General features: G+C 64.6%; 14 protein-coding genes. 8 read left to right on the forward strand and 6 right to left on the reverse strand.

Features of this window, described 5'->3' with window-relative positions; all coding sequences use genetic code 11:
- Nucleotides 1-148 precede the first annotated feature (148 nt).
- The gene (locus tag EOA32_RS22850) at nucleotides 149-808 is read right to left on the reverse strand and encodes a TetR/AcrR family transcriptional regulator (RefSeq protein ID WP_128372956.1); all 660 of its coding nucleotides are present in this window, start codon (nucleotides 806-808) and stop codon (nucleotides 149-151) included.
- On the opposite strand from EOA32_RS22850, the gene EOA32_RS22855 reads away from it, so the two are divergent.
- Nucleotides 801-1,682 carry an NIPSNAP family protein gene (locus tag EOA32_RS22855; protein ID WP_348632210.1) on the forward strand — a complete coding sequence of 294 codons (882 nt, stop codon included), beginning with the start codon at nucleotides 801-803 and terminating at the stop codon, nucleotides 1,680-1,682. The two genes, EOA32_RS22850 and EOA32_RS22855, sit on opposite strands and share 8 nt — an antisense overlap.
- Here the strand turns inward: EOA32_RS22855 and EOA32_RS22860 are convergent, their stop codons facing one another.
- Together EOA32_RS22860 and choX are read right to left on the reverse strand one after the other, a co-directional pair.
- Nucleotides 1,683-2,519, reverse strand: a complete 837-nt coding sequence (locus EOA32_RS22860; RefSeq protein ID WP_128372957.1) for an alpha/beta hydrolase — start codon at nucleotides 2,517-2,519, stop codon at nucleotides 1,683-1,685.
- A complete protein-coding gene (choX, locus tag EOA32_RS22865; RefSeq protein WP_095829083.1) occupies nucleotides 2,516-3,454 on the reverse strand; it encodes a choline ABC transporter substrate-binding protein in 939 nt (312 codons plus the stop codon). Before choX ends, EOA32_RS22860 begins: the two co-directional genes overlap by 4 nt.
- A 108-nt stretch (nucleotides 3,455-3,562) precedes the next feature.
- On the opposite strand from choX, the gene betI reads away from it, so the two are divergent.
- Nucleotides 3,563-4,174 (forward strand): transcriptional regulator BetI, encoded by a 612-nt coding sequence (gene betI / locus EOA32_RS22870; RefSeq protein WP_095778401.1) that lies wholly within the window; start codon nucleotides 3,563-3,565, stop codon nucleotides 4,172-4,174.
- 6 nt (nucleotides 4,175-4,180) lie between these two features.
- On the opposite strand, the gene EOA32_RS22875 is transcribed toward betI, so the two are convergent.
- Nucleotides 4,181-5,140 carry a LysR family transcriptional regulator gene (locus EOA32_RS22875; RefSeq protein WP_128372958.1) on the reverse strand — a complete coding sequence of 320 codons (960 nt, stop codon included), beginning with the start codon at nucleotides 5,138-5,140 and terminating at the stop codon, nucleotides 4,181-4,183.
- Between the two features lie 104 nt (nucleotides 5,141-5,244).
- Here EOA32_RS22875 and EOA32_RS22880 point away from each other — a divergent pair, with 104 nt between their 5' ends.
- The 4 genes from EOA32_RS22880 (at nucleotide 5,245) to EOA32_RS22895 (ending at nucleotide 8,527) form a co-directional block, all read left to right on the forward strand.
- Nucleotides 5,245-5,730, forward strand: a complete 486-nt coding sequence (locus EOA32_RS22880) for a cupin domain-containing protein (protein WP_348628733.1) — start codon at nucleotides 5,245-5,247, stop codon at nucleotides 5,728-5,730.
- A gap of 130 nt (nucleotides 5,731-5,860) precedes the next feature.
- Nucleotides 5,861-7,258 carry a class II fumarate hydratase gene (gene fumC / locus EOA32_RS22885; protein ID WP_095784094.1) on the forward strand — a complete coding sequence of 466 codons (1,398 nt, stop codon included), beginning with the start codon at nucleotides 5,861-5,863 and terminating at the stop codon, nucleotides 7,256-7,258.
- Between the two features lie 292 nt (nucleotides 7,259-7,550).
- Nucleotides 7,551-7,973 carry a DoxX family protein gene (locus EOA32_RS22890; protein ID WP_067001137.1) on the forward strand — a complete coding sequence of 141 codons (423 nt, stop codon included), beginning with the start codon at nucleotides 7,551-7,553 and terminating at the stop codon, nucleotides 7,971-7,973.
- Between the two features lie 131 nt (nucleotides 7,974-8,104).
- Nucleotides 8,105-8,527, forward strand: coding sequence for a DoxX family protein (locus tag EOA32_RS22895; protein ID WP_095778337.1), 423 nt, complete (start codon nucleotides 8,105-8,107; stop codon nucleotides 8,525-8,527).
- A gap of 4 nt (nucleotides 8,528-8,531) precedes the next feature.
- On the opposite strand, the gene ppx is transcribed toward EOA32_RS22895, so the two are convergent.
- Nucleotides 8,532-10,067, reverse strand: a complete 1,536-nt coding sequence (gene ppx, locus EOA32_RS22900; protein ID WP_128372959.1) for an exopolyphosphatase — start codon at nucleotides 10,065-10,067, stop codon at nucleotides 8,532-8,534.
- Complete coding sequence (locus EOA32_RS22905; RefSeq protein WP_066997167.1) at nucleotides 10,064-12,259, reverse strand: RNA degradosome polyphosphate kinase; 2,196 nt, start codon at nucleotides 12,257-12,259, stop codon at nucleotides 10,064-10,066. The genes ppx and EOA32_RS22905 overlap by 4 nt, the downstream gene beginning before the upstream one ends.
- 240 nt (nucleotides 12,260-12,499) lie before the next feature.
- On the opposite strand from EOA32_RS22905, the gene EOA32_RS22910 reads away from it, so the two are divergent.
- On the forward strand, nucleotides 12,500-12,745 hold the full coding sequence (locus tag EOA32_RS22910; RefSeq protein ID WP_066997164.1) for a zinc-finger domain-containing protein: 246 nt from the start codon (nucleotides 12,500-12,502) through the stop codon (nucleotides 12,743-12,745).
- 26 nt (nucleotides 12,746-12,771) lie between these two features.
- A partial coding sequence (locus EOA32_RS22915) for an FAD-binding protein (RefSeq protein WP_128372960.1) occupies nucleotides 12,772-13,087 on the forward strand: 316 nt, incomplete at its 3' end.

Here is a 13,087-nt window from a genome sequence, read left to right on the forward strand (position 1 = left end):
CTATTCGCCCGACCTGCAAGCGGTGCTGGCGCGGCGCTACGACGAGGGGACGAGCGCGCAGAGCGAAGTGGGGTTCGAGACGATCAAGCCGCTGAGGGAGTGAAGGCTGCCTTTCAGTCAGGGACTTAAGATGATCCTCATACCGGCATCAGCGGATTGCCTGCTGCCGCACCACCCTGCGGCGTCGTCTGGCGGGCGAATCGTTCTGTGATGGCGGGGGCTCGACCCGCTCCAAACCCTCCAGGCACTGCCGCAACACACCGGCATCCTGCTCGGCCTTGGCCATCGACATGGCGCCGGAGTAAGCCGCCACCGTCAGCGCGGCAAAGCGGTCGGGATCGGTCCCACCTTTCCCGCCGGCCTCCTGATCGGCGCGCACCTTGTCGGCGATCGCCCGCCGCCAGCCGGCGAAGATATCGGCCAACGCAATACGGAAATCGGGATCGGCGAGCGACAGCTCATGTGCCAGATTGTTGAGCGGGCAGCCGCGCACATAGCCCTGCTGCTCGAGCGCGGCCGCTACCGCCTCAAACACGGCGCGCAAGGGCGTGCGCGCCGAAGGCGCCGCCCGCACCGGCTCGATCCAGTTCTCCTCAACCGCGGCCGCCACCCGCTCCTCGATCACCGCCAGCGCCAGCGCCTTCTTGGTCGGGAAATGATGGTGCAGCGCGCCGCCGGTGACGCCGGCCGCCGCCATCAGGTCGCCGAGGCTCGAGGCGTGATAGCCGCGCGCCTGGAAGCAATCTTCCGCCACGTCGAGCACGCGCCGCCGCATGCCCTGCGGATCGTTAGTGCGCTTCTTGCGCATCGCCACCTCCACCTTTCCCCGTTGGAGAGAAGGGGAAGAACGTAGCATATTGACAAAACAGGACAACCGGTCTGTTTATAAACAGGATGAACACCCTGTTTTCGAGAGTCCAGCCATGAACAGACCTTCCCGCCTTGCGTCGCCGATCGTGGAGCTCAGGCAATACACATTGAAACCCGGCCAGCGCGAAACGCTTATCGGGCTGTTCGACCGGGAGTTCATCGAGAGCCAGGAAGCCGCGGGCATGACCATCATCGGCCAGTTCCGCGACCTCGACCGTCCCGACATGTTCGTCTGGCTGCGCGGCTTCGCCGACATGGAGGCCAGGAGGAAAGCGCTCACCGCTTTCTATGACGGCCCGGTGTGGGCCGAGCATCGCAACGCCGCCAATGCGACGATGATCGATTCCGACGATGTGCTGTTGCTCAAGCCCGCGTGGCCGGATGCGGGCTTCGACCTGTCGGGACCGAAACGGCGTACAGCCAGCCAAGCCGAAAACGGAAGCCGAGAGCCTCACTTAGACGGCATTGTTGAGATTTCGATTCATCATTTGCGCCGGGGCATGGAAGCTGACTTCGCCGAGCGCGTCCAAGCGGAAATGGTTCCGCAGCTGACGGCGAGCGGTGGCCGGCTGCTCGGCGCCTTCGACAGCGAGCATGCCGAAAACACCTTTCCGCGGCTGCCGGTGCGAGCCGGCGAAAATGTCGTCATCGTCGTCGTTGGTTTCGACGATGGCGACGCCTATGCGAAGTATCGGAACGCCCTCGGCGCTTCCCCGGCATGGCAGGCGGTTCGCCAAACCATGCAGGCTGCTTCGACGAAGCCGGCAGAGACGTTGCGCCTCACGCCGACGGCCCGATCGCTGTTGCGATAGTCACTCGGCTGGCAGCATGTCGGCTATTGCCTTGGCGACGAAGGCCGGGTCTTCCCAATGCGGATTGTGGCCGCAGTCCTGCGCCCAGACGAGACGTGATCCGGGAAGCGCCTCGGCCAAAGCCTCCTGGTGCGCTTCGCCAAAAAGCGGATCGCGCCCGCCGGCAATGATCAACGTCCGAACCCGCACGGCCGGCGCCGCCGCGGTCAGATCCGTGCGGCGGATTTCTTCGAGAATGGCGCGCCAGCGCGCCGCCGGCATCGCCGACGCGTCCGCCGCCAGGCCGGCAAGAAGGGCCCGCGGCACGCCGGACCCGCAGGCGTGCCACCAATCGTAGAACGGATCGGTCGGCGAGATCGGGTCGCGCAGTTCCGCCACGCCGGCAACCAATGGATGGTCCGGCGCGAAATCTGTCTTCAGCGCCCCGGCCAGGATGACCAGCCCGCCGACCAGTTCGGGATGCCGCGCGGCCACCTGCATGGCGACCATGCCACCCAGCGAATGGCCGAGAACGACCGGCCGGGCGAGCCGCAGGTTGCGGATCAGCCCGGCGACATCGTCGGCGAAATCGGCGATGCCAAAGCCCCTGCCCGCCTGTGAGGCGCCATGGCCGCGCAGGTCCGGCATGATCAGCCGCCGCGCGGAAAGATGCGGCGCCAGCAACGAGAAACTGCGGCTGGTGTCGGTGAAGCCGTGCACCAGGACGAGCGGCGGTTCCGAGCCGGCGACCTCGACATAGGCGAGGTCGAGGCCACCGACATCGACGAATCGCTTGCGGCCGGCCCAGGCGTCCTGCTCGCCCCCCTGTCCCGACAGATCCAATGCCGCGGGCCTCACAGTCCAAGCTTTTCCTTGACCGCGGCGAGGCCGGGCTTGCCGTCGAAGGTGGTGACGCCGGCAAGCCAGGCGTCGACACGATCCTTGTTGAGCGTGATCGACTTAAGCGCCGCTTCCTCCGGCTTCATGCCGTCATTGATGAGGTAGCCCATGCCGACATTTTCCAGATCGATGTCGAAGGCAAGGTTCTTCAGGAACTGCGCCACGTTCGGGCACTCCTGCAGGAATCCCTTGCGCACCTGGGTCGTCACCGTCGCGGCGCCGAAATTCGGGCCGAAGAACTTGTCGCCGCCGGTCAGGTACTTGAAGTCGTACATCGTGTTCATCGGATGCGGCGCCCAGCCCTGGAAGACGATGAACTGCTTCTCCTTGATCTCGTAGCCGACCTCCGAGAGCATGCCGGCTTCGCTCGATTCGACCACCTGCCAGCCGTCGAGCTGGAACTGAGGATCGGCGATGGCATCCATCATCAGCTGGTTCGAGCCGGGCTCGATACCGTACATCTTCTTCCCGAACTTGTCGGCGAATTTGTGCAGGTCGGAAAGGTCCTTGACGCCGGCTTCCCAGACGTAGGTCGGCACGGCGAAGGTGTATTTGGCGCCGACCAGATTGACCCGCACATTCTCGATCGAGCCGTCCTTCTTGTACGGCTCGTAATAAGTGACCATGGCCGGATCCCAGTAGCCGAGGAACAGGTCGAGGTCTTTGTTCTTCATGCCTTCGTAGATGACGTTGATGCCAAGCACGTCGCTCTGCGGCTCATAGCCGAGCGCCTGGAGCAGGACCTTGGCCACGCCCGTCGTGAAGGCGAGATCGTTCCAGCCGGGCTCGGCCATTCGCACCACCCTGCATTCCTCCGCCTCGGCCGCCTGAACGGTTTGAGCGGCCACCATCAAGGCAGCGAGACAGACGCCATTCGCAAGCAAGCGCACCATTCCGGTTCTCCTCTGTTGACCCTTTGGTCATGTTATTGTCCCATCGGTCAATGATTGATCTGAGCGGGCGAAAATGTCAACATGGATTCGCAAACATGGATCTCTCCGGTGAAGCTCACACGTCTCAGCGACATACGCCGCAAGGAGTTGCGGCAAGCGGCCTTTGCGGTGCTCGAGCGCGAGGGCATTGCAGGCGCCACCTTGGAAAAGGTCGCGGCCCAGGCCGGCGCCTCGAAGGGCATCGTGCTGCACTATTTCCGCAACAAGCAGGAATTGTTCGAGCACGCGATGCGCGAGGCCAATGCCGTGCTGTGCAACGCGGTGGTGGCGCGGCTCAAGCGCGCGCGAACGCCGATGGAGCGGCTGGACGCGGTGATCGAGGGCAATTTCGAGGAGCATTTGTTCCTGCCGCCGCTCTGTCACGCCTGGCTGTCGCTCTGCGCCGAGGTGCCGCGCGACGAGAAGCTGGCGCGCATCCAGCGAGTGATCCACGCGCGCATGCGCTCGAACCTGTTGTCCGGCCTGCGCGGCCTCGCATCGCCGGAGTTGGCCGCGGAGATCGTACTCGGCGTCACCGCTCTGATCGACGGGCTGTGGCTCAGGCTTGGCCTGCAGCCGGGCAGCGTCTCGCGCGCGCAGGCGGTCCGCCAGGTCAAGGACTATGTCGCGGGGCGGCTCGCGCTGCGCCAGCCCGCGGCCATCGGCCTGGCGGCCGGATAACAGAGTCTACTCTCCGAGCTCATCCTCCAGGTTGCGGAACCCGAGCGCCTCGACTTCCACCAGGATCTGCTCGCGGATCCAGCGATGCGGCGCCTCGTCGTCATGGCGGGCGTGCCAGTACATCCTGACCGCCGGCGAGGGAATCGAGATTGGCGCCTGGTAGATGCCGAGCGGCAAGGATTTCGCCGCCACCGCCGCGAACTGCATTGGAACGGCCGCCAGATAGGGTCCGCTCGCCACGGCCAGCGCGACCGCCTGGAAATGCGGCAAGGCAAGCGTGACCCGGCGCGTCCGGCCCATCTTCCCCAGCGCGTCATCGGTGAAGCCCGACATCGAGCCGTCGATGGAGCGCAGCGCGTGCGGCAGCTTGCAGAAGAGATCGAGCGGCACCTGCTCGCCTTCGGCAATGCCGGCCCGATTCAGCGCTGCATTGCCCTTCGCCGCGATGACGGCGAAGGGCGAGCCGAACAGCGGCAGACTGGAAACCCATTCGGCGACTTCCAAGGGACGCTCCAGCGCCACGTCGATTTGGTCCTCCTGCAACAGTTTCGAGACGTCGCCGATGGCGCTGTCGAGGAAGCGGAACGACACTGATGGCGCCACCGCCGCGATGCGCGCGGCAAAGGGCGGCATCAGGAGCATGGAAAAGAAATCCGCGCCCATGAAGGTGAAGGTCCGCTCCAGCCTGGCCGGATCGAAGTCCTTCGCCGGCTGGAAAGCACGCTCGATCTCGCGCAGCGCGGCACGCACAGGCTCGGCCAGGCTTTCGGCGCGGGGCGTCGGCACCATGTCGTTGCCGCGCCGCACGAAGAGCTGGTCGTTGAGCGTATGCCGCAGGCGGTTGAGCGCGGCACTCACCGCAGGCTGGCTGAGGCCGATCTGCTCGCCGGCGCGCGTCACGCTTTTCTCGCGCAAAAGCGCGTCGAGCACCCTCACCAGGTTGAGATCGAGCGCGTTCAAATTCATCGCATCAATTCAGCCCATATGATCATTCGATTTCCATCGCCGACGCGTCGCTGGTTAGTTCGCGTCGACGCCGCTTCGCCGGCCCAACGCAAGGCAAAGACATCATGACGACAATGATCAACCGGACCATCGCAGGCAAGGAACTCCTTTGGTTCAACAACACGCTCGTCGCCATCCAGGTCTCTTCGGCCGACGGAGAGGACGGCATCTGCGTCATCGAGCATCGCCTGCCCTATGGCGATTCCCCGCCGCTGCATGTGCACCGCAACGAGGACGAGGTGTTTCACATCCTCGAAGGACAAATGCGTTTCCAGATCAACGGCCATGAGCGGGTCGTGGGCGCGGGCGAAACCGTCATCGCGCCGAAAGGCCTGCCGCATACATACAGGGTCGAATCTCCGCAAGGCGCGCATACGCTCACCGTCACGCGCGGCTCGGATTTCGAGACGATGGTGCGCCTGGTGAGCCGCCCCGCCGAACGGCCGGACCTGCCGCAGCCGGGGGCGCCGACGCCCGAGATGATGGCGACGCTGACGAGACTCTGCGCCGAGAACGGCATCGACATTGTTGGACCGCCGATGGAGGGCTGATCTGGCCCACAAGGGGGAGATCGGCAGCCCCCTTCAACCGATTTGCATCTTCCTCGCCCGCAATCTCCGCTTGAAGGGTTTTGTGCAACGCGATACGCCCTTGCGCAAATCGACAGACCGGAGATTTCCCGTGAGCGCTGAGAAGACCAGAACCGAAACCGATACATTCGGTCCCATCGAGGTCGCGGCCGACCGCTACTGGGGCGCGCAGGCGCAGCGTTCGCTCGGCAATTTCAAGATCGGTTGGGAAAAGCAGCCGGCCTCGATCGTGCGCGCACTGGGCATCGTCAAGCGCGCCGCGGCCGAAGTGAACATGGAGATGAAACGGCTGGATCCAGCCATCGGCAAGGCAATCGTGGACGCCGCGCAGGAAGTGATCGACGGCAAGCTCGACGACCATTTCCCGCTCGTGGTCTGGCAGACCGGTTCGGGCACGCAGTCCAACATGAATGCCAATGAAGTGATCTCCAACCGGGCCATCGAGATGCTCGGCGGCGTGATGGGCTCGAAGAAGCCCGTGCACCCGAATGACCACGTCAATATGAGCCAGTCGTCGAACGACACCTATCCGACGGCCATGCATGTCGCCTGCGCCGAGCGGGTCGCGCATCACCTGATCCCGGCGCTACACCATTTGCACAAAGCGCTCGACGCCAAGGCCCGCGCCTTCAACCACATCATCAAGATCGGCCGCACCCACACGCAGGACGCCACACCCCTTACGCTCGGCCAGGAATTCTCCGGCTACGCCGCGCAGGTCGCGTCGTCGATCAAGCGCATCGAGCAGACGCTGCCCGGCCTGCAGGAACTGGCGCAGGGCGGCACCGCGGTCGGCACCGGGCTCAACGCGCCGGTTGGCTTTGCGGAAAAGGTGGCGGACCGGATCGCTGCCATCACCGGCATCGCCTTCGTGACGGCGCCGAACAAGTTCGAGGCGCTCGCAGCACACGATTCCATGGTGTTCTCGCACGGCGCGATCAACGCGGCGGCGGCGGCGCTCTTCAAGATCGCCAACGACATCCGCCTGCTCGGTTCAGGCCCGCGCTCGGGCCTCGGCGAGCTGTCGCTGCCGGAGAACGAGCCGGGCTCGTCGATCATGCCGGGCAAGGTCAACCCGACGCAGTGCGAGGCGCTGACGCAGGTCTGCGTGCAGGTGTTCGGCAACAATGCCGCGCTAACCTTCGCCGGCAGCCAGGGCCATTTCGAGCTCAACGTCTACAACCCGCTGATGGCCTATAATTTCCTGCAGTCGGTGCAGCTGCTTGCCGACGCTTCCGTATCCTTCACCGACAATTGCGTCGTCGGCATCGAGGCGCGGGAAGACAACATCAAGGCGGCGCTGGAGCGCTCGCTGATGCTGGTGACGGCGCTCGCCCCCACCATCGGCTACGACAACGCCGCCAAGATCGCCAAGACCGCGCACAAGAACGGCACCACGCTGCGCGAGGAAGCCTTGGCCACCGGGCTGGTCAGCGAGGCCGACTACGACCGGCTGGTGCGGCCCGAGGACATGACGCATCCGGGGTAGTTCTCGCGGCGCGGACAGGCCAAAGGGGTCGTCGTTCCAGGGCGAAGACGACCCGATCGGGCGTTTCGGCTAGCCTCCGAGGTCTGCTACTGCCGCCCCCACCGATGGCCTGGCTATTTTGCGGGGGCACAATTTACTCGTTAACCCCAATCCGCCGACACGATTTTCGCGCGCGTCCGCCGGTCACCGAAACATACTGCCTGTGAACAATGTGTCGCCGCATCGGCGGCTTTGGTGAACAGTCTTCGTCGTCTATCTGACTGGGCATTCAACACGATTCGGAGACTCGCCAATGTCCATCAACACTTCCGCCGCCGGTACCAGCATCGCGTCCAACAGTGCCACCACCATCCTGCTCGGCCGTATCCTGCTCGCCGTAATCTTCCTGCTTTCCGGCTTCGGCAAGCTTACCGCCATTTCCGGCACCGCCGGCTATTTCGGCGCCCTCGGCCTGCCGCTTCCGACCGTGACGGCCGTCGTGGTCGGCCTCATCGAGCTGCTCGGCGGCCTTGCCATTCTTGTCGGGTTCCAGACGCGGATCGCCGCCTGGTTGCTCGCCATCTTCACGATCGCTACCGGCCTGGTTGCTCACACCGGCTGGGCCGACCAGATGCAGATGATCCAGTTTCTCAAGAACCTCGCCATCACCGGCGGCTTCATCCTGCTCGCCTCCTCCGGCGCCGGCGCCTATTCGATCGACGCCAAGCGCGGCTGATCTCCTTCCCCTCCCAAGCTGAAACTTTGGCGGCGCGGAATTTTCCGCGCCGCTTTTTCGTTTTCTCGAGTGCAGGCGTACACTGCACCTAGAGCCGGTGCATTCCCGGGTACCGGCAAGGGAGGTGGGCCATGAACCGCAACGCGTTGCTTCTCGCCTCGCGGCTCCTGCTTGCCGCGCTGTTCGTGCCCTCGGGCTTCCAGGTGCTGACCAACATATCCGGCACGATCAATTACTTCACCGGCCTCGGCCTGCCGCTACCGACCCTGGCCGCCTGGGGCACCGGCCTGTTCGAGCTGATCGCCGGACTTTTGATCCTGGTCGGTTTTCAGACGCGGATCGCGGCGCTGCTGCTTGCCGCCTTCACTATCGTGGCCGGCTTCATCGGCCATTTCGGCCAGGGCGGCGAGGATGCGACTTTGGCCTTCATGCACCGGCAGATGCTGATGAAGGACATTGCCATTGCGGGGGGCTTCCTGGCGCTTGCCATGGCCGGCGCCGGCGCATGGTCGGCCGACGGACGCCCTTTCGGCGTCGGTGCCGAGATCACCTGAGCCGTCACTTGACGGAAATGCTCGGCCCGCCCTCGACCGCCAGCACCAGCCGGCGGTTGGTGATGCGCGCCAGCTGCGCCAGCCGCCCGGCAGGTCGTTCGCCATAGAGGTCGGCAAGCGACGCCGGCAGCACCAGCGCAAGCGCACCGTTGCCGCGGCTTTCCCATTTCAGCCGCGGCATGACCCCGGGCATCGCCGCCGTCAGCAGGTAGACGACACGCATCATTGCCGCCAGCGCACGGGCGCGCTCGAGCATGCGCGGCGGCGCCAGGGTCTTGATCTCGGGCGCGATCGCATCGTTGAAGATGCCGTCATGGCGATAGGCGTTGGTCAGGGCCAGATAGGCGCGGCCAGGATGGTCGACGCCGATAAAGGACGCATGCGCGATGATGTTGAGCGACTGCCGGCCGCGATATTCGGGATGCGCCCGCCAGCCGATATCGGCAAGCAGGCAGGCAGCGTGGCGGTAGCGCGCCTCATCCACCGTCTCGTCGATACCGAAGGCCTTGAAAGCCTGGTCCGTCCATTCGACGAGGTCATGCGCGTGATGGACCGAGCGCGAGCGCAGCAGAGCCAGTTCCTCCGCCGCGGAGATCAGCGGATCAGCCTTCTGCTCGGCGGCGTCGAGCAGCGAATAGAGGAAGCCTTCGCGCACGCCCTGCGCCGAGACGACGATCTTCGAAGGCTGCATTGCCGCCATGATTTCCTGCAGCACGACCGCACCGTAAGGCAGCAGCGAGCGGCGGTTCTTGGAGACGCCTTCGATGCCCTTGACCTTTTCGACCTCGCCCTTGGCCACCTGCCTAAGGAAGTTCAGGGCGCTGTCGGCGGCGATCTCGTAATGATGCATGACGCCGAGCGGGTAGTTGGTCATCTCCATATGGAGCCGGGCGAGGTTTCGCCAGGTTCCGCCGACGGCGTAGAACACCCTGCCCTGCCCACCCTTCAAAAGCTTCGCCCGCGCCAGCTCCTGGCGCGCGATCTTCTGCGCCTGGACGAGAGAGTTCTTCGCCATGTCCTGCAGGCGCAGGCCGCCGAGCGGCAGCGTGATACCGTCGCCGATCGCCTCGCCGTTGATGTCGACGAGTTCCAGGCTGCCGCCGCCAAGGTCGCCGGCGATGCCGTTGGCCGGATAGAAGCCGGAAATGATGCCGAGCGCCGAATAATGCGCTTCCTGGCGGCCGGAAAGCACGCGGATCTCGGTCTTCAGCACATCCTCGGCGCGGTGGATGAAGTCCGGGCCGTTGACCGCCTCGCGCGCGGCCGCGGTCGCCAGCACATAGATGTGTTCGGCGCCGGCCTGATCCGAAAGCGCGCGAAAACGGCGGAACTCCTCCATCGATCGCGTCACCGCCTCGGGATCGAGCTTGCCCGTCGAAACGATGCCGCGGCCGAGGCCAGCCAGCATCTTTTCGTTGAACAGCATCGTCGGCGAGCGCGCCAGCCCTTCATAGACGACGAGGCGGATCGAGTTCGATCCGATGTCGATGATCGACAGCGGCCGCCGGTCCTGGAGCCGGCCCTGCGAGACTGAAATCACGCGGCGCCGTTCTTCTTGCGGCGCTTGAACTGGGCAATGCGCCTTGGCGCATGCGATTTCAGCGCGTCACCCCGTCCGGAAAGACTCGGATTGGTCATGAAATATTCCTGCGCGTTGAACGGTTCCTCGCCCTCCTCGAGCGCAGCGCGCCGGGAGGTGCCATCAGCCAATACGTCGAAACTTTGCTGATTGTCCATGATGTTGCCGAGCATGATCTGGCCAAGCACCTGTTCATGCACAGTCGGATTGGTGATCGGCACCAGGGTCTCGACGCGGCGGTCGAGATTGCGCGGCATAATATCGGCCGAGGAAATGTAGACGATCGCTTCGTCGGACGGCAGACCGTGGCCGTTGCCGAAGCAGTAGATGCGGCTGTGCTCGAGGAAGCGCCCGACGATCGACTTCACCCTGATGTTCTCGGAAAGACCCGGCACCTGCGGCCTCAGGCAGCAGATGCCGCGCACGACGAGATCGATCTCGACGCCGGCGCGGCTGGCGTCATAGAGAGCATCGATGACGGTCGGATCGACGAGCGCGTTCATCTTCATCCAGATACGGGCTGGCCTGCCCTCGAGCGCATGGGCGATCTCCTCGGCGATGTGCCGCAGGATGCGGTCGCGCAGCGTGAACGGCGACACCGCAAGACGCATCTCCTCGGCAGGCTCGGCGTAGCCGGTAATGAAATTGAAGATCTGCGCGACATCGCGCGCGATCGTCGGGTCGGTGGTGAAGAAGGACAGATCGGTGTAGATGCGGGCGGTGACCGGATGATAGTTGCCGGTGCCGAGATGCACGTAATTGCGCAGCCGGCCGTCCTCGCGGCGGACCACCAGCGACATCTTGGCGTGTGTCTTCAACTCCAGGAAGCCGAACACGACCTGGACGCCGGCGCGCTCGAGGTCGCGCGCCCAGCGGATATTGGCCTCTTCATCGAAGCGCGCCTTGAGCTCGACGAGCGCCGTCACCGACTTGCCGGCCTCCGCCGCGTCGATCAACGCCCGCACGATCGGGCTGTCGTTCGAGGTGCGGTAGAGCGTCTGCTTGATGGCGACGACTTCCGGATCGGCCGCCGCCTGGCGCAGGAACTGCACCACGACGTCGAAGGATTCGTAGGGGTGGTGGACGATGATGTCCTTCTCCCGGATCGCGGCCAGACAGTCGCCGCCATGCTCGCGGATGCGCTCGGGAAAGCGCGGGTTGTAGGGCGTGAATTTGAGGTCGTCGCGCGGAATGGCGACGATCTCGGAGATCTGGTTGAGCGCCAGCGGCCCGGTGAGCACGCTGATGCGGCTCGACGACACTCCGAGCTCGCCGGCGACGAAGTCGCGCAACTCGGCCGGCATCAGCGTGTCGAATTCGATGCGGATGACGGAGCCGCGGCGGCGGCGCTTCAGCGCCGTCTCGAACAGGCGAACGAGGTCTTCCGATTCCTCCTCCACCTCGATATCGCTGTCGCGAATGATGCGGAACGTGCCCGAGCCCTTGACCTCGTATCCAGGGAAGAGCTTGCCGATATAGAGGCCGACCGCTTCTTCCAGCGGGATGAAGCGGACATGATGCTTGCGGTCGGGCAGACGGATGAAACGCCGTAGCGCCACCGGCAAGCGCAAGAGCGCGCTCATCTCCTCGCCGTTCTTGCGGTGGCGCAGCTGCAGCGCCATCGAGAAACCGAGATTGGGGATGAACGGGAACGGGTGCGCCGGGTCGATCGACAGCGGCGTCAGCACCGGGAAAACCTGATCCTGGAAATGCTCCTCCAGCCACGCCTTCTCGTCCTTGGTCAGGCCATCGCGGGGGATGCTTTCGATGCCTTCCTTGTTGAGCAGCTCCATCAGGGCCGACAGGCTCTTCTGCTGGTCTTCCTGCAGGCGCTCGACCTCGCGCAGCAATTGCTCCAACTGCTGCTCGGGCGTGCGGCCGTCCGGGCTCTTCAACGCGATGCCCTCGCGCACCTGACCGGCGAGGCCGGCCACGCGCACCATGAAGAACTCGTCGAGATTTGCGGCCGAGATCGACAGGAAGCGAACGCGCTCGAGCAGCGGGTGATGCTCGTTCAGCGATTCCTCGAGCACCCGGCGGTTGAACTGCAGCCAGGAAAACTCGCGGTTGACGAAACGGTCTGGATTGCCGCCGTCCGGGCTCGCCGCCTCGACGGTGATGAACTCGCTCTGCACCGGCTTCAGTTCGTTCATGGTTCCTGCTCTTGGCCACAAGGTCGTTCTATGAGCGCCATACGCCGCCGGACGCGCTATGCACGCTCTAACACGCTTTTATGACGCATGATGTCACGGAATCGCTTCGTTTCCGGCCTCATGCGCTTAACCGGCTCAACTTATCCTCTGCCAGGCTTTTGCGACAGTTTCATTTCATCGATCTTGCAAACCGGCCGGTTATGATCCAGATGCAAACGGGCCTAACTGAAGGAGACGACGATGGCAGGCGGTACCATTCCCCATTTCCAGAACGACGCGGGCCATCCGGCGATCGATATCGGCGTCAAGGAATTCATGTGCACCGGCGCCAACCCGCCTTTCGACCATCCGCATGTATTCCTCGACATGGGCGACGACAATGAAAAGGTCTGCCCTTACTGCTCGACGCTCTACCGCTATTCGCCGAAGCTGAAGGCGACGGAAACCGAGCCTGCCGGCTGCCTCTATATCGACCAGGCCGCCTGATCGCGGATCTGGGTGACCGCTAGACCATGGAGGAGGCGCGGTCCCGGCAGGTCGTCATCGCCGGGGCCGGAATCGCCGGACTGACGGCAGCTCTTGCCTTTGCCGAACACGGCCATGCCGTCACGGTGCTGGAACAGGCCAGCCAGCTCGAAGCGGTGGGCGCCGGCATCCAGCTTTCCCCCAACGCCACCCGTATGCTCAGCCGGCTCGGCGCGCTCGACCGGTTGCGGCTGAGCGCGATCCGCCCGGAAGCGGTGGTGCTGAAGGACGCCGCCAACTTGCGGGAACTGGCGCGCGTGCCGCTCGGCCAGACCGGCGAAGAGCGCTGGGGCGCGCCCTATC

The sequence above is a fragment of the Mesorhizobium sp. M1A.F.Ca.ET.072.01.1.1 genome, from assembly GCF_004023325.1.
Lineage (GTDB): Bacteria > Pseudomonadota > Alphaproteobacteria > Rhizobiales > Rhizobiaceae > Mesorhizobium.